Raw genomic sequence first — 17,726 nt, forward strand, 5'->3', positions numbered from 1 at the left:
TGTATTAAGCCGATAGTACCAAGCCGGAAGTCCGATTCTTCCTCTTTACATACTTAGAACTTATGATTTTGGGCTAAAGACTAATATGTCAATTTACTGTGGATACGATAGTAAAGTATGATACTATTATTTCATTTGATTCATCAAAAAACCAAAATTGGTGTTAAAATAACAATTAATAAAAACATTCCATACTTTAGCAAGGCTAACCCATTTGTAAATACCAAACCATGACAACCAGGAAAATAACAGGTCGTTTTTTAACGCTGTTTTCAATATCAGTTTGTATTATCTCTATTCAAGCACAAGCCCAAACCCAACTGAATTCCTTTCGGTTGCAACAGGTTAAGCTATTGCCCGGTGTATTTAAAGATGCACAATTAACAGACAAGGCTTACATCCTGGCTTTAGATCCTGATCGGTTGTTGGCTCCTTACCTAACCGAAGCAGGGCTTAAGCCTAAAAAGAAAAACTATGAAAACTGGGAAAACACCGGGTTAGACGGGCACATCGGCGGGCACTATTTATCGGCCCTGTCCTTTATGTACGCCGCCACTCACGATGCGGAACTAAACCGCCGGTTGGATTATATGCTGGCCCAATTGAAACGCTGCCAGGATAAAACAGGAAGTGGTTATCTTGGTGGTACACCCGGAGGGACAGCAATGTGGAAGGATATCGCTGCAGGTAAAATTGAAGCCGACACCTTCTCCCTCAATAAAAAATGGGTACCCCTTTATAATATCCACAAACTTTTTGCCGGCCTCAGGGATGCCTATATGATTGCCGGGAAAAGCCAGGCAAAAGAAATACTGGTGCGGTTAACAGACTATATCTATAGCGTTTCCCTCAAACTGACTGATAAGCAGATCCAAACCATGCTGATTTCTGAACAGGGTGGCTTAAATGAAGTTTTTGCCGACGTATCGGTTATAACCGGCCAAAATAAATACCTTACCCTGGCACGGAGGTTCTCACATAAAGAGACCTTAAACCCATTGATCCAAAGGCATGATGAGCTCAATGGACTGCATGCCAATATGCAAATCCCTAAGGCTGTAGGCTTTCAGCGCATCTCAGAAGTTGGCGGCGATGCAGATTATGGCAAGGCTGCTCAGTTTTTCTGGGAAACGGTAGTAAATAACCGTTCAGTTGTAATAGGCGGCAACAGTGTAAATGAGCATTTTAACCCAGCGGGCAATTTCACTAAAATGATCACAGATATTGCAGGCCCGGAAACTTGTAACTCCTATAATATGCTCAAACTAACCCGCCATCTTTTTGAAAAGGCGGCAGATGTTAAGTATATGGATTTTTACGAGCGGGTTTTGTATAATCATATCCTTTCGAGCCAGCATCCCGTACACGGTGGCTTTGTTTATTACACCTCTATGCGCCCGCGCCATTATCGCGTTTACTCGCAGCCTCAGGTTGATATGTGGTGCTGTGTGGGTTCGGGCATGGAAAACCATGGCAAATATGGCGAGCTCATCTACAGCTATCAGCAAAAAAACCTGTATGTAAACCTGTTTATTGCGTCCCGGTTAAATTGGGCTGCACAAGGGCTTGTACTTTCGCAGCAAACCAAATTTCCGGATACGGAAACTACCAAACTTTTAGTTGAAGCAGTGAAGCCTGGTAAATTCGACATTAATATCCGCTACCCTCATTGGGTAAAGGCAGGTAAACTGCAAATAAAGATCAATGGTACGGAAGTACCTGTTGATGCCCGGCCCGGCTCATATGTAAAGCTTAACAGATTGTGGAAAAAAGGCGATGAAATAGCAATTCGTTTACCTATGGAATTGAGCACCGAAGCATTACCGGATAGCTCGCATTATGTAGCATTTTTAAACGGGCCAATTGTATTAGCGGCTAAAACCGACACTACCGATCTTGATAACTTAATTGCCGATGGCGACCAGTTTGAGGGTTACCGTGCCCGTGGTAAAACTTATCCGTTAAATGAGGCACCTATACTTGCAAGCAACCAGCCTGATCTTGAAAAATACCTGAAACCAGTAGCCGGAAAACCTCAAACTTTCATTGCGCCTGAACTGATCAGTCCGGCGAAGTTTAAAAAACTGGAACTGATCCCTTTTTACAAATTACATGATGCCCGGTATATGATCTATTGGCACCAGGGGAATTTGAAAGATACCTATTAAGTTAGCGCGTTAAGAAGGTTTCATTTTACAATCCCGGCAAAACTAAACCCCACTCGCTGGTATGCTGATTTGAAAATTAAAACATCTCAATTAAAGCTCAAAAATAAGCTGGTGGCTATTTGCTGCGGAGGAATAACCGCGATAATTATTGCTATGGCAACAATAGGTTTCCAGGCAATAAAAGCAGCAATGGCTAACCCGGTAACGAGTTTAAGAAATGAATAATGCTCAAGGGATAAATTGCAATATTATTGGGTCTTATCAATTATAGATATATTGCCTTTATTTATCTCTACATCAAATAATACCATTCCTTCTATGGCGTTATTTGATGCATCCCTGGCTGGGTTCCATGCGGGTGCTTCTTTTATTAAGAACCTCAATTTTTGGATTATCGCGTTGTTGTCAAATGAATCCTCTGAAAATTGCCTTGTTATCAATGGTTTCAATAGCTTTCCCTCAGTTGAGATTTTGCTTTGGTATGAAAGCCTGATTGTATAGCCTTTGGGAATAATGTTGGTGATCTGATTCTTTAAGGAATCAGCGAATGCTGTTGTGATAGCCGGTGATTTATAAGACTGCGCCCAAATAGATTGAGAAAGAAATAGTATAAATATCAAAACTATATTTTTTTTCATGCCTTAAAATTAAAAAAAACTGAGTGCAATTTTCTATTTCAAATCCCCCGGGGAATATCAATTGGTCGTTCAAAATCGACCGGGGGCGCGCTAAACTGGAACTGCAATTAGCAGTTAGAAATCCTTCCATCTCCGCAATTGATCGTTAGCAAAGATGATCTGTCGTGAAATTATTAACAAACCTTGACAAGAGGCGGGTCAGCACGTAAACTTGTTTTTCCAACAAAAAAAAGCCTCAAATCTTTCGATTCAAGGCTTTCATTTTCTTCGTAGCGGGAGCAGGACTCGAACCTACGACCTTCGGGTTATGAGCCCGACGAGCTACCAACTGCTCCATCCCGCACTGTATTGTGCTATATATTTGAGATCCGGCCATAACCCCGGAAAGGTGCTTCCAATTACCAAAATGCAAATTTGCACTCCGTTTTAATTGGACTGCAAAGATATAATTCGTTTCTTTGCAGTCCAAATATATTTTTAATTATTTTTTTATGGCTCATCAGGCAGGTTTTGTAAGTATAATAGGTAAACCCAACGCAGGGAAATCAACCCTTATGAACGCGCTGGTGGGCGAAAAAATGTCCATCATCACCCCAAAAGCGCAGACTACACGCCACAGGATCCTGGGTATTGTGAATGATGAAAACTACCAGATCGTGTTTTCGGACACGCCCGGCGTTATCAAACCGCACTACGCCCTGCACGAAAGCATGATGCACCAGGTTGACGGCTCTATTGTTGATGCCGACCTTATTTTACTGGTCACCCACATTTATGAAGAGTATGACGAAGCAGACGTTCTTAAAAAATTGGAACGTTCATCAGCGCCGCTTGCCGTGCTCATCAACAAAATCGACCAGAGCGATGAAGAAACCGTAAAAAAGAAAGTTGAATTTTGGCAGGAAAAATTAAACCCTAAAGCCATCTTCGCCATATCGGCATTGCATGGCCACAACATCAAAGCCATTATGGATTTCGTGATCGAAAACCTGCCCGAGCATGCCGCTTATTATGAAAAAGATGCCCTGACTGATCGTAACGACCGCTTCTTCGCTTCAGAAATGATCCGCGAGCAGGTGTTTAAGCAATACAAAAAAGAAATTCCTTATAGCACCGAGGTTATTGTAACCGCGTTTATAGAAGGCGAAAAACTTTACCGCATCAGCGCCGAGATCATTGTGGAGCGCGAATCGCAAAAAAACATCATCATAGGCAAAGGCGGCGAAATGTTAAAAATCACCGGTACCTATGCCCGCCGCGCCATGGAAGACTTTTTTCAGCAAAAGGTTTTCCTGGAAATGTTTGTAAAAGTAATCCCCGACTGGCGTACCAAAAAGAATTACCTCAAACAATTCGGGTACGAATAGGAAGAACAGAATCAAGACTTTTAGAATCAGGATACAGGACACACTTCCAGCATCTTTGATTTATCGTTTAATAAAAATTTAAATTTCAATAGAACTGGATTGTTAAGTTAGATAGATTTGCATTGTTCTTGCATCTTGACTTCTTGCATCCTGACTCTTAATAAAAAAGCATGAGTAACATAGTAGCCATTGTGGGCAGGCCCAACGTAGGCAAATCAACATTATATAACCGTTTAACCGAAAGCCGGAAGGCTATTGTTGATGACTTTAGCGGTGTCACGCGCGACAGGCATTACGGCCTTGCCGAATGGCTTAACCACAACTTTACCGTTATTGATACGGGCGGCTACGTAGCCAACTCCGACGATGTATTTGAAACCGCCATTCGCGAGCAGGTTGATATAGCCATTGAAGAAGCTTCGGTGATCCTGTTTGTTGTTGATGTTACTACCGGCATTACCGATCTGGACGATGAGATTGCAAACCGCCTGCGCAAAAGCAAAAAACCTGTTTTTGTGGTAGTGAACAAACTGGATAATAATAACCAGGTTGCGGATGCCATGGTATTTTACAGCCTTGGCCTTGGTGAAATCTACAGCATTTCATCAATGACAGGCTCTGGCACTGGTGAACTGCTCGACGAAGTAGTAAAACACTTTGAAGACGAAGTACTTGAAGAAAATACCCGCCCTAAATATGCCATTGTTGGCCGCCCTAACGTGGGTAAATCATCTATTATTAATGCCCTTATCGGCAAAGACCGTAACATTGTTACCCCAATAGCCGGCACCACCCGCGATTCTATCCACATCCATTATAACCAGTATGGTCATGATTTTATGCTGATTGATACTGCAGGGATGCGTAAAAAAACAAAGGTTAAAGAAAATATCGAGTTTTACTCGGTAATGCGTACCATCAAAGCACTGGAAGAAGCCGATGTAATTATCCTGATGATCGATGCTGTTGAAGGCTTTGAATCGCAGGATATCAACATCTTCCACCTGGCCGAAAAGAACAAAAAAGGCGTAGTGATTGTGGTTAATAAATGGGATTTGATCGAGAAAAACAGCAAAACCATCAAAGTATTTGAAGAGCAGATCCGCGATAAGATAGCCCCTTTTACCGATGTACCTATCGTATTTACTTCGGTTACCGAAAAGCAGAGGGTATTAAAAGTGATTGATGTGGCCAACAAGGTTTACCAGAACCGTGCCCGCAAAATCCCTACTTCAAAACTGAACGAGGTAATGCTGCCCATTATCGAAAATTACCCTCCGCCATCCATAAAAGGTAAATACGTTAAAATAAAATACATTACCCAAATTGCCGGTACTTCGCCAATGTTTGCGTTTTTCTGCAATTTGCCGCAATACGTTAAGGAGCCTTACTACCGGTTTATTGAAAACAAACTCCGCGAAAATTTTGAGTTTTCGGGTGCGCCCGTGCAAGTTTGGTTCAGGCAGAAGTAATCTGAACCTGACCCTGATTTTTAGGATTCAAGGATTTCCTTGAGATTTATCCTTGTAAAATCCAGACTTATGAAGTTCCACTATACCGCGTCATTGCGAGGTACGAAGCAATCCCCTATTTGCAGGTACGCCCTGTATAGTCCGCGATTGCTTCGTTCCTCGCAATGACGTTTTTTATTTCCCCCATTGTTGCGTTTCTCTCCTCCGCTCCGTAATACTACTAAACCTCAATACTTTACACTTCATGAAAAAGTTTTATTGTTTGGTACTCATAGTACTGGTGGCTTTTGCTGCATGTAAAAAAGGCCAACTTTCATCCGGCGATGGAGAGGACAATGGCTGCATCAATCGTGTTAAACGCGATTATAGCGACAGCAACAAAGTTGAGCTGATAACTGCCACTAAGCTCCTGCAAAAAAACAACATCCCGGTTAACGACCTGGTGATATATAGAGTTATTTTAAACGATAGCATAACCAGTAACGGCCCGCTTAATATTTACCAGCATGTGGTAGCCTATGAAGAAAGCAATGGCTTGCCCATCTTTAATTCGGGGATAAGCTATCATTTCAGGAACGAGGTTTTTAGCTCCTCAATAGGCCGGCGCTTTGGCACTCTTAACCTAAATACTAAGGCCGAAGCAACGTTGCCGCAAATACGTAAAGTTTTCATCGATGCTTTTAAAAAAGATGGTTATAACATTGCCAACAATGTTAACGAATCCTCATGCCTCAATGCCGAATTCGGGTACTTCAACCTAAACCAGGATACCCCGGAGCATCCCAATTTTATTAAAGCATGGAAGGTAACTTTCTCAAAGTACAACGATTACCCCGTAGCCTATATTCAAGACAGCGACAGGAAATTAATTTATTATTTCAATGGATTAATGACCCTGGATAAAACCACTAAACAAAAGATAAACTAAGGTTTTATACTTCTGAAACTCTACCGGTGCTGCCAAAGCCAGGTTAGTTTCCCCGGATAATCAGCCTGCTTTCCTTTGTCAATTCAAAAACACAAAATGCAACACAGTTGCATTTTGTGTTTTTGTCATTTACCTTTATCAATAATTAACCACAATATCATATGAAGGATTTTGATATGATCATTATCGGCGGCAGCAGTGCCGGTTTATCGGCAGGCATGGCTTTGGGCCGCGCCATGCGTAAAGTATTAATTATTGATAGCGGCATACCCTGCAACCGCCAAACGCCACATTCACACAACTTTTTTACCCGCGATGGCCAAACTCCGCACGAGATTTTGACTATTGCCCGCGAACAGACTTTAAAATACCCAACCATTACGCTGCTTCATAACGAGGCTGCCCATTGCATTCCAGTGCCAAACGGCTTTGAGGTCAGTACAAGATCCGGAGAAGTATTCGGCGCGAAAAAGGTTATTCTTGCCGCAGGCATTAAAGACCAGATGCCTGATATTCCGGGATTTGCTGAATGCTGGGGCATATCGGTTATACATTGTCCTTATTGCCATGGCTACGAGTACGGGCATCAGCATACCGGCATATTTGCCAATGGGGAAATGGCTTTTGAACTGGCCAAACTTATTTCAAACTGGACAAAGGAGCTAACCGTGTTCACGAATGGCAAATCAACTTTAACCGACGACCAGCAAACCATCATCCTAAATAACAATATCCGGATTGTTGAAGAAAAAATAGAAGCACTTGATCATTATAACGGCCAGATTACCGCTATCAGGCTACAAAATGGTACCGAAATAAAATTAATGGCTTTATATGCAAGGCTCCCCTTTGTGCAGCATAGTGATATTGCATTGCAGTTGGGTTGCGAGTTTACCAAGCAGGGCCATATCCAGGTTGATGCGCGGCAAAAAACTACCATACCGGGTGTTTATGCCTGTGGCGACAGTGCTTCAGGCATTCGCTCCATAGCCAACGCGGTTAACAGCGGCACCATGGCAGGCGTTATGGCGAATCTGGAATTAATTGATGAGGTTTTCCTGGCGGGGAAGTAGCATCAATCTAACTACATTGAAGACTTCAAAAGTCTGGGAGAAGTTAAATACTTATTCATAAATCCTTGCAGCAGTCAGGATATCAGCAAAAACATTCCAGTTCATATTTTTTGGAAAGGGAGATTATTGTTCACATAGTAGCCTTCCATATCATCAGTCCAACTTTGGATTGCCTCAAGATATTCTAACAAAGATTTGTTTTCCCATTTATCAGGGTTAACTTTCAAATCGTTGATTAACGACGACATAAATTTTACAAAGTCTTCCTTCGAGTTTAAATTTGTCATATATCAGACTGTGAAGATGTATTTTGTTGCTTTGTCAGGCTTAAAAGGTTTCTCTTTCGCCCCCGCGCTCGCCCGAAATGACATTTTTTTGTTTAGCCCCTTACTGCTCCAACCCTTTTTTAAAGGCCACATCATCGGTGTTGATCACTTTGAAGTAGGCATTATCCCCCCATTTAAAGCGGGCTGCCTGGGCTTTGAGGATAGTTTTTATAGGTTCCCTGGAGATCTGAACTTCGTGCGAATCCATTTCTTTAATGGTTTGCGAAGCATACAGGATAAATTTATCCACGTCATCATTACTAACGGCGTATTGTTTTAAAAAGTCAGCTTCTGTAGGATATTTTTTAAGCAATTGCTGCTGGCAGTCAACAACATAAGCGGTAAATAATTGCTGCTGGCTCAGGTCCTGGATAAGCGGTGTAAACCTGCTGGTATCCGCCGGTACAAAAACATCAGGCATGATACCGCCGCCGCTAAAAACTTTACGCCCGCTTGAGGTATGGTATGATGGCGTTCCTTTAAAAACACTGTCGTTCAGGTTGCTTTGTTCTGAAAAAAGCTCGCCCTTTTGCATGCGCTGGGCCAGTTCATTACGGTAACTGTCCACCCCGTTTTTGTATGATTTCTGGATAGAGCGGCCCGAAGGGGTATAATACCTTGCCACCGTTAAATTCACTGCCGAACCGTCGTCAAAAGCAAACTGCTGCTGCACCAGGCCTTTACCAAACGACCGGCGCCCAACAATAGTGGCCCTGTCCAGGTCCTGCAAGGCACCTGCTAAAATTTCGCTGGCCGAAGCCGAGTATTCATCAATAAGCACGGTAAGCTTCCCTTTTTGAAACATGCCCGAATCTGTAGCAAAATAATCGGTACGGGGTTCGTGTATACCTTTGGTATAAACTATCAGCTTCCCGTCGGTTAAAAACTCATCAGCTAATGAGGTAGCAGCATTCAGGTAGCCGCCGCCATTGCCTCTCAGGTCAAGTAGTAACTTATTCATGCCGTCAACTTTTAGGGCCGTTAACGCCTTTCTGAAATCGACGTCGGTAGTAGCCGAAAACTTACTGATTTTGATATAACCAGTTTTGGCATCGGCCATATAGGCGGCATCAACACTGCTCAGGTCAACATGTCCGCGCTTAACGGTAAGTATTTTTAAATCTTTGCTCAGCGGAGGCACAACGCTCAATTTTATTTCAGCATCCTTTTCACCCCTGAAAACACCATTTATACGGGTAGCCGTTAGCTTACTGCCCGAAAACTTCTTATCATCAACATTGATCACCTTACTTCCCACCAGCAGTCCTGCCTTTTCGGCCGGGCCCCCCGCATAAACCTGTGTAATGATCAGTGTATCACGCAGCAACTGATATTCGATACCGATACCGTTAAAACCACCGTCTAACCGTTCATTGATGGATTGCGCCTGCTGCTGCGGTAAATAAAGCGAATGCGGATCGAGGTTTTGAAGCAGGTTATTTACCGATACCCCTTCAATGCTATCGATATTAACGCTGTCAACATAGTTACGGTCAACCAGTTGCAGTACCTTTGCTATCTTACTATTGCTCACAAAAGAGAAGCCAAGGTTACGCGCGGCAAAATCCTTGTTAAGCACCTGGCCTATCATCACCCCTACCAGCAGCAGAATTATTGTCCGGAAAATTACACCCGCGGTCCTCTTCATAACTTATTACACACAAAGTTAACAATTGCAGGGTCAATAATTTTTACCTGCACCCTTGCTTTTGATGATTTTTACCGAATTTTGTTATAAATTATTTGAAAACAGGCTATGGAAACCACCACCGAAAGGGAATCGCACTATAAAAACCTCGAAAAACAGGCCGTAAGGGAAATTTTAGAAAACATTAATAACGAGGATAAAACCGTTCCCCTTGCTGTGGAAAAGGCCCTGCCGCAGATAGAAGCGCTTGCTACCATCACTGCCCGGAGGATGAAAAACGGCGGCAGGTTGTTTTACATAGGCGCCGGTACAAGCGGCCGTTTAGGTGTGGTTGATGCATCGGAATGCCCGCCAACATTCGGCGTTCCGTTTGATATGGTAGTAGGCTTGATAGCCGGTGGCGATGGCGCAATCCGTAAAGCAGTTGAATTTGCCGAAGATGATGCTGTACAGGCCTGGAAAGATCTGGAGGCTTTTGACATTAATGATAAAGATGTAGTTGTTGGCATTGCGGCTTCGGGCACTACGCCTTATGTAATTGGCGGTTTAAAAACAGCCAATGAGCATAATTTAGTTACCGGCTGCATTGTTTGTAACAGCGGCAGCCCGGTTGCGGCTGTGGCACAGTACCCGGTTGAAGTGGTAACCGGTCCGGAGTTTTTAACAGGATCAACCCGTATGAAGGCCGGTACCGCACAAAAATTAGTTTTAAATATGCTGAGCACAAGCGTAATGATCCAGCTTGGCCGTGTAAAAGGGAACAGGATGGTTGATATGCAATTAAGCAATCATAAATTAGTGAACAGGGGCACACATATGGTAATGGACGAAACCGGCTTGAGCGAAGAGGAAGCAGCCGGGTTACTGAAACAATACGGCAGCGTACGGAGCGCTGTTGATCATTTTAAAAAATAAGCTGAATTTGAAAATGTGCTGATTTGAAAATTTGAAAATGCCTGGCATTCGATAAATTTTTCAATTCAATAAATTCAGGTTCAGACAATTGAAATTAACACAATGCACGAAATTGAACCATATTATCGCTGGCGAGATGATTACGTAGCATCGGAAGATGAGTTTTCGCCTTTTTATGCAACAGAATACAGCGAGTTTGAATTTGACAAGCAGGTATACAATTACCTGCTGCACCCGCAATGGGATTCATTCGGCTCCAATACACTTTACCTTAAAGTGCTTTTTGCCGATTATGATAAAGGCTACACCATTATTGAGCTGATAGGCGAATGGAACGACGCCATCAATAACGACATCATGCTGCTGAAGCGCGAACTACTTGACCTGATGATCGATAACGGCATCACCCACTTTATCCTGATAGGCGAAAACGTACTCAACTTTCACTCAAGCGATGATTGCTATTACGAAGAGTGGTTCCAGGATGTGGAGGACGGCTGGATAGCAGGCATCAACTTCCGCGACCACGTAATCGATGAGTTTAAACACAACAACATCGACTACTACATCAACTTCGGCGGCGAACTTGATAACCTTGGGTGGAGAGCCCTAAAACCTGTACAGGTTTTCAAAAAGGTGGAAGAGCAGTTGATGCGCCGTTTAAACTAATCTTACCGGAAGCCTTTCGGGCAAAGCAACAACCGGGTCATGCTGAACTTGTTTCAGCACCCCACTGGATAGGTAGGCGATTTGCTAAGCAGGTGGCTTAGCGAGTGAGGTGTTGAAACAAGTAATCAACATGACGGTGCTTGTTATAGAGACGACAAAACTGTCTTGCTTCTTTCCTCCCTTTCTTCACCTTACATTCACTTTTTATTCATAAATTCGTATATTATTTAATAACAAAAAATGGAAATTAAAGATCCCGAATACGTTTATAAAAACGTAATACAATTAAATGAACAAGATGCGTCGCGCAAATTCATAGCTAATGTATTTGTGTGGATGTTTGTTGCCCTGGGGCTTTCGGCCTTGTGTGCGTTCATATTTTCAGGTAACCAGGCGTTATATGAAATGCTTAGGGACCCTGCCACCGGCGGCAATACCGGTTTAGGTACCATTGTAATGTTTGCGCCGCTTGCGTTCGTACTGATAATCTCATTTGGCTTTAACCGTTTATCATACGGTGTAGCAGCACTGCTGTTTATCGCTTTTTCGGCAGTTATGGGTATTAGTTTAAGTTATATACTAAGAGTGTTTACAGAAAGCTCGGTACTTGGCGTATTTATTACAACCTCTGTTGTTTTCGGTATAATGGCCGTGGCAGGGTATACAACCAATACCGATCTTACCAAGTTTGGATCGATCATGATGATGGGTCTTATTGGTATTATCGTAGCATCGTTATTTAACATGTTTATGCATAGTTCTCAGTTAGAATACATCATCAGTTATGTTGGCATCGCAGTATTTGTTGGATTAACCGCTTATGATGTTCAGAAATTGAAACGCATAGGAGCCGGTCTTGAATATGGCACCTCATCAACAAGTAAAATGGCCCTTTTAGGTGGTTTAACATTGTACCTTGACTTCATCAACCTTTTCCTGATGATCCTCCGTTTATTCGGCAGAAGAAGATAATTCTAATTAAGAAACTCAATCAAAAAGCTGCCGTTTTCATAGGCGGCTTTTTTTGTTTAACAATGTGGCTTAGCTGTGATATTTAGCGTACGTTATACACTTGCAAATGACAACTTTATTGCGCAACTTTGCGGTGCTTATGGAGAAAGACGGAGGGATTAGACCCTGCGATGTCTTAGCAACCTGTGCTTCACAAGGTGCTACATTCTACCAGGCAGCAATTATGCGCCCGGACAGATAAGCGAAAGTCATAACAACACCCGACTTTTCGAGATAAGCTTTTATTTATTTGTGATTACAACGATTGTTCTGATTACACTGATTTAATTTTTACTGACCGGCTATTTGCTTAAGACGTCGGTAGATCCTAACAATCTTTAAAATCAAAGCAATCGGTGAAATCATCAAATAAAAATTGGTGAAATCAAAAAATGGACATTAGAAAAGAATTACAGAAACGCATCCTGGTGATTGATGGGGCGATGGGTACCATGATACAGCGGTACCAGCTTACCGAGAAGGATTTTCGTGGCGAGCGTTTTCGCGATCATCATAGCGACCTGCAGGGCAATAACGACCTGCTCAATATCACACGGCCCGATATTATCAAAGCCATCCACGCCGAATACCTGGATGCCGGTGCCGATATTATTGAGACCAATACTTTCAGTACGCAGGTAATTTCCCTTGCCGATTATCACCTCGAAGAACTGGCCTATGAACTAAGCTACGAAGGTGCGCGCATTGCCCGCGAAGTTGCCGATGAATATACGCAGCGCAACCCTGCCAAACCGCGCTTTGTTGCCGGTGCCATAGGCCCAACCAACCGTACTGCTTCTTTATCGCCTGATGTAAATGACCCGGGATACCGCGCCGTTACTTTTGATGACCTTGCCGAAGCCTATTATGACCAGGTTCGTGGCTTGGTTGATGGTGGTTCGCATTTGTTATTGGTTGAAACTATTTTCGATACATTGAACGCCAAGGCTGCTTTGTTCGCCATAAAACGGTATGAGCTGGAATGTAAAGCTGCCGGTAAGGATTTTCCTGCCTTCCGCGATAACGGCGGTATCATGATTTCGGGTACCATTACCGATGCTTCGGGCCGTACCCTTTCCGGGCAAACGGTTGAGGCTTTCTGGAACTCGATAAGCCACGCCAACCTGCTATCAGTAGGTTTAAATTGTGCTTTAGGTGCCAGGGAAATGCGCCCACACCTGGCCGAGCTTTCTGAAAAAGCAGGTGTATTTATCTCTGCTTACCCAAACGCCGGTTTACCTAACGAGTTTGGCCAGTACGATGAAACCCCGCATGAAACCGCGCACCAGGTTGATGATTTTATCAAGTCCGGGTTGGTTAACATCGTTGGTGGTTGCTGTGGTACTACACCCGAGCATATTAAATGCATTGCCGATAAGGCTGCTAAATATCCGCCCCGCCCTATCCCGCAAATTGAGCCGGATATGCGCCTGAGCGGTTTGGAATCCGTTACCATAAAACCCGAAAGCATCTTTGTGAACGTGGGTGAACGTACCAATATCACCGGCTCTCCAAAGTTCTCTAAACTCATCCTTGCCGAAGATTATGAGGCAGCCTTATCTGTTGCCCTGCAACAGGTTGAAGGAGGCGCACAGGTCATCGACATTAACATGGATGAGGGCATGATCGATTCGGAAGCGGTGATGGTGAAATTTCTGAACCTTGTTGCCTCCGAGCCGGATATCGCCAAACTGCCTATCATGATCGACTCCTCAAAATGGACAGTGATCGAGGCTGGTTTGAAATGCGTACAGGGTAAAGGTATAGTGAACTCTATCTCCCTAAAAGAGGGTGAGGAAAAATTCAGGGAGCAGGCCCGGAAAATCTTAAGCTATGGTGCAGCCACCGTTGTAATGGCCTTTGACGAAACCGGTCAGGCCGATTCATTGGAGCGCCGTATCGAAATCTGTAAACGCTCATACGATATCCTGGTGAATGAAGTGGGTTTCCCACCGCAGGACATCATTTTTGACCCTAATATCCTTACCGTTGCTACCGGTTTAGAAGAGCATAACAACTATGCGGTCGACTTTATTGAAGCCACCCGCTGGATCAAACAAAACCTGCCCCATGCCAAAGTGAGCGGAGGGGTAAGTAATATCTCCTTCTCGTTCAGGGGTAATAATACGGTGCGCGAAGCTATGCACTCGGCTTTCCTGTACCATGCTATTAAAGCCGGTATGGATATGGGTATTGTTAACGCCGGGATGCTGGAAGTTTATGAAGAGATCCCCAAAAACCTGCTGGAACTGGTGGAAGACGTACTGCTTAACCGCCGTCCGGATGCTACCGAGCGTTTGGTTGAATTTGCCGATACCATCAAGAGTAAAGGCAAAGAAGTAGTGCGTGATGAAGAGTGGCGTAAAGGTACCGTTCAGGAGCGCCTCTCCCACTCACTGGTGAAGGGTATCGTTGAATACCTTGACGATGATGTGGAGGAAGCCCGCCAGGCCTACAGCAAACCCCTTGAAGTGATTGAAGGTCCGCTGATGGATGGCATGAACATCGTGGGTGATTTATTTGGCGCGGGTAAAATGTTTTTGCCGCAGGTGGTAAAATCGGCCCGTGTAATGAAAAAGGCAGTGGCTTATCTGCTGCCCTTCATCGAGGAAGAGAAAAAGAACAACGCCAATGCTGATCAGCGTGCTAATGCCGGCAAAGTTTTAATGGCTACCGTAAAAGGCGATGTACATGACATCGGCAAAAATATAGTTGGCGTGGTGTTGGCCTGTAACAACTTCGAGGTGATCGACCTTGGGGTGATGGTACCGGCACAGCGCATTATTGAAGAGGCTAAAAAGCAAAACGTTGATATCATCGGGCTGAGTGGTTTAATTACCCCGTCGCTTGATGAGATGGTGCATTTTGCTAAGGAAATGGAGCGCGAAGGGTTTACCATTCCGCTCATCATTGGTGGTGCTACCACATCGCGCATTCATGCGGCGGTAAAAGTTGCACCGCAATACTCCGGGGCTGCCATTCACGTGCTGGATGCATCGCGCAGTGTTACCGTATGCAGCAATCTCATGAGCAAGGATAACCGCGATGCCTATATCCAGGGCATTAAGGATGAATATGCTAAAGCCCGTGAAGCACATGCCAACAAAAAATCGGATAAACGTTTTGTAACTATCGAAGAAGCCCGCGCGGGCAAGTTCCAGATTAGCCTGGATGGCGATGTGGCGCCGAAACCTGCGTTTACCGGTACCAAAGTATTTGAGAATTTCCCGCTGGAAGAGTTGCTGCCTTATATCGATTGGACACCGTTTTTCCATACCTGGGAACTTCGCGGCAGCTATCCGAAGATCTTTGAGGATAAGTTTGTAGGCGTTGAAGCCAAAAAACTATTTGACGATGCACAGGTGCTTATGAAGCGCATCGTTAACGAGAAGCTGTTAACAGCCCGCGGCGTTATCGGCTTTTGGCCGGCAAATAGTGTAGGTGATGATATTGAATTGTATACCGATGAAAGTCGTACCGAAGTATTAACCCGCATTCACACTCTTCGTCAGCAAGCCGAAAAGGTAAAGAATGATCCATATTACGCCCTGTCGGATTTTATCGCACCTAAAGAAAGCGGTGTGCCTGATTATTTTGGAGGCTTTGCTGTAACCACGGGTTTGGGTTGCGACGAACTGGTAGCCGAGTTTGAGGCCGACCATGACGATTATAACAGCATTATGGCCAAAGCCCTTGCCGACCGCCTTGCCGAAGCCTTCGCCGAAAAAATGCATGAGTTGGTACGTAAAGAACACTGGGGCTATGCCAAAGGCGAGCAACTAAGCAATGCCGACCTGATCAAGGAGGAATACCAGGGTATCCGTCCGGCGCCGGGCTATCCCGCCTGTCCGGACCACACCGAAAAAACCACCTTGTTTGAGTTGTTAAAAGCCGAGAATAACGCGCACATGCACCTTACCGAAAGCCTGGCCATGTTACCGGCTGCGTCGGTAAGCGGTTTCTACTTCGCGCATCCGCAGGCAAGGTATTTTGGCCTTGGCAAGATCAGCAAAGACCAGGTGGAAGATTACGCGGTTAGGAAAAACATGCCGTTGGAAGATGCAGAAAGATGGTTGGGGCCAAATATTAATTATTAGCCCCCCGCCCCCTAAAGGGGGAGGAAGAATAAAAAAATTCGCCGCCACTCGGCTGGAGCCGAGCGGCGGCGTTAAAAAAAAGCGTAAGGCGCGTGCGATTCCCCTCTTGAGAGGGGGGGGAGGGGTGTGTTAAACAAAGTGGGAATGAACACCAGACAACACACCCCTCCCTACACACATTACCGACGCACCCCCTCTCAAGAGCAGGGCTGTTGCATTCTAAATATTATAAGTTAACTTGAGGTCAAAAAAGTTAGGATGGATAAGAGCATATTAGCGTATTTATCAGAGTTACCGGATATAAGGCGAAAGGCAGGCCAGCGCCATGACCAGACTTTCATTCTGTTGCTTGTGTTAATGAGTACAATGAGCGGTTATCATGGCTATCGTTCGATGGGTGATTTTATAAAGCGGAATGAAGTCGATCTTTTGGCCTTCTTTCAGCCTAATAAAGCCCGCCTTCCAAGCTTTTATACTATAAGACGTGTAATACAAGATTTAGACTTTAACAGCTTAAATGAGAGTTTCCATAAATGGGCCAGTCAGCATATTGATTTGTCTAAAAATGAATGGCTACATATAGATGGTAAGGCAATGAAAGGGACGATGAGCGATTATTCTCTTGACAAACAACGATTTGTAAGCCTGGTAAGCTTGTATAGTAGCAGGAGTAATCAAGTCGTTGGCCATGGTTTAGTTGACAACTCAAAACAAAGTGAAATCTCTGTAGTTCAGCAGCTTATTTCCAGTTTAGGATTACAGGGGGTAACGTTTACACTTGACGCATTACATTGTCAAAAAAAACGGTAGAGGCTATTATTGATACAGATAACAATTATATAATAGGTGTGAAGAAGAATCAAAAGAACCTTTACAAAAAGATCGAAACCATTACATCGGACGAGGCAATGGTTTGTAGTAAGTTTGTTGAGTTGTTGAAAAACAAAGGGCGAATAGAACGTAGAACAGTTTGGGTGTACCCGGGAACAGAGGAAATCAGTAACACATGGGCTGGGGTAAGCCAACTTATTAAAGTGCATCGCTGGGTAAAAGAAAAAGGACGTATCCGGGAAGAATACGCCTTTTTCATCAGTAGCTTAATCGGTAATGCGCAAATATTCTGCCATGGTATTAAAAGCCATTGGAGTATAGAAAACAGTCTTCATTGGGTAAAGGACGTGACATTTAACGAAGACGCTTCACGAATTAGAACATCCAATGCGCCTGAAAATACTTCTGTGTTCAGAAACATAGTTATTAATGTATTTAGAATAAATGATTACCCAAACCTCGCACAAGCGCAAAGGCTTGTTTGCAACGATATCAACAGGTTGAAACAACTATTAAATTAGAATGCAACAGCCCTGCTCTCAAGAGGGGAGCTAAAAAAAGTATATTATAAAACTTAAATAAA

The 17,726-nt window shown here is 43.9% G+C and carries 11 protein-coding genes, 1 tRNA gene, 1 pseudogene and 1 riboswitch; of the genes and pseudogenes, 10 read left to right on the plus strand and 3 right to left on the minus strand.

Annotated features, from left to right (window positions below; all coding sequences use genetic code 11):
• The first annotated feature begins 230 nt into the window (after positions 1 to 230).
• Entirely contained in the window at positions 231 to 2,168 is a 1,938-nt protein-coding gene (locus SNE26_RS21970; RefSeq protein ID WP_321556024.1) for a glycoside hydrolase family 127 protein, read from the plus strand.
• 248 nt (positions 2,169 to 2,416) lie between these two features.
• On the opposite strand, the gene SNE26_RS21975 is transcribed toward SNE26_RS21970, so the two are convergent.
• Together SNE26_RS21975 and SNE26_RS21980 are read right to left on the minus strand one after the other, a co-directional pair.
• The gene (locus SNE26_RS21975; RefSeq protein ID WP_321556025.1) at positions 2,417 to 2,806 is read right to left on the minus strand and encodes a hypothetical protein; all 390 of its coding nucleotides are present in this window, start codon (positions 2,804 to 2,806) and stop codon (positions 2,417 to 2,419) included.
• A gap of 270 nt (positions 2,807 to 3,076) precedes the next feature.
• Positions 3,077 to 3,149: transfer RNA gene (locus tag SNE26_RS21980), tRNA-Met, on the minus strand.
• Between the two features lie 148 nt (positions 3,150 to 3,297).
• Here SNE26_RS21980 and era point away from each other — a divergent pair.
• From era to SNE26_RS22000, 4 genes are all read left to right on the plus strand, one after another.
• Complete coding sequence (era, locus tag SNE26_RS21985) at positions 3,298 to 4,173, plus strand: GTPase Era (protein WP_321556026.1); 876 nt, start codon at positions 3,298 to 3,300, stop codon at positions 4,171 to 4,173.
• 170 nt (positions 4,174 to 4,343) lie between these two features.
• Positions 4,344 to 5,645, plus strand: coding sequence for a ribosome biogenesis GTPase Der (gene der / locus SNE26_RS21990; protein WP_321556027.1), 1,302 nt, complete (start codon positions 4,344 to 4,346; stop codon positions 5,643 to 5,645).
• A gap of 244 nt (positions 5,646 to 5,889) precedes the next feature.
• A complete protein-coding gene (locus tag SNE26_RS21995) occupies positions 5,890 to 6,573 on the plus strand; it encodes a hypothetical protein (RefSeq protein ID WP_321556028.1) in 684 nt (227 codons plus the stop codon).
• Positions 6,574 to 6,734: 161 nt separating this feature from the next.
• On the plus strand, positions 6,735 to 7,646 hold the full coding sequence (locus SNE26_RS22000) for an NAD(P)/FAD-dependent oxidoreductase (protein WP_321556029.1): 912 nt from the start codon (positions 6,735 to 6,737) through the stop codon (positions 7,644 to 7,646).
• A 387-nt stretch (positions 7,647 to 8,033) separates the two neighbouring features.
• Here SNE26_RS22000 and SNE26_RS22005 read toward each other — a convergent pair whose 3' ends face one another.
• Positions 8,034 to 9,620: a S41 family peptidase gene (locus SNE26_RS22005; protein WP_321556030.1), complete on the minus strand. Its 1,587-nt coding sequence runs from the start codon at positions 9,618 to 9,620 to the stop codon at positions 8,034 to 8,036.
• Between the two features lie 108 nt (positions 9,621 to 9,728).
• Between SNE26_RS22005 and murQ the strand changes: the two genes are divergently transcribed.
• The 5 genes and pseudogenes from murQ to SNE26_RS22030 all read left to right on the plus strand — a co-directional run bounded on the left by murQ (position 9,729) and on the right by SNE26_RS22030 (position 17,664).
• Positions 9,729 to 10,535: an N-acetylmuramic acid 6-phosphate etherase gene (murQ, locus tag SNE26_RS22010; RefSeq protein ID WP_321556031.1), complete on the plus strand. Its 807-nt coding sequence runs from the start codon at positions 9,729 to 9,731 to the stop codon at positions 10,533 to 10,535.
• 102 nt (positions 10,536 to 10,637) lie between these two features.
• On the plus strand, positions 10,638 to 11,204 hold the full coding sequence (locus SNE26_RS22015; protein WP_321556032.1) for a hypothetical protein: 567 nt from the start codon (positions 10,638 to 10,640) through the stop codon (positions 11,202 to 11,204).
• Between the two features lie 240 nt (positions 11,205 to 11,444).
• Positions 11,445 to 12,176, plus strand: coding sequence for a Bax inhibitor-1/YccA family protein (locus SNE26_RS22020; protein WP_321556033.1), 732 nt, complete (start codon positions 11,445 to 11,447; stop codon positions 12,174 to 12,176).
• A 134-nt stretch (positions 12,177 to 12,310) separates the two neighbouring features.
• Positions 12,311 to 12,420, plus strand: a riboswitch (SAM riboswitch).
• Between the two features lie 187 nt (positions 12,421 to 12,607).
• The gene (gene metH / locus SNE26_RS22025; RefSeq protein WP_321556034.1) at positions 12,608 to 16,312 is read left to right on the plus strand and encodes a methionine synthase; all 3,705 of its coding nucleotides are present in this window, start codon (positions 12,608 to 12,610) and stop codon (positions 16,310 to 16,312) included.
• Positions 16,313 to 16,570: 258 nt separating this feature from the next.
• A pseudogene (locus SNE26_RS22030) lies at positions 16,571 to 17,664 on the plus strand (ISAs1 family transposase).
• The last annotated feature ends 62 nt before the right edge of the window (positions 17,665 to 17,726 follow it).

The sequence above is a fragment of the Mucilaginibacter sp. cycad4 genome (assembly GCF_034263275.1).
Lineage (GTDB): Bacteria > Bacteroidota > Bacteroidia > Sphingobacteriales > Sphingobacteriaceae > Mucilaginibacter.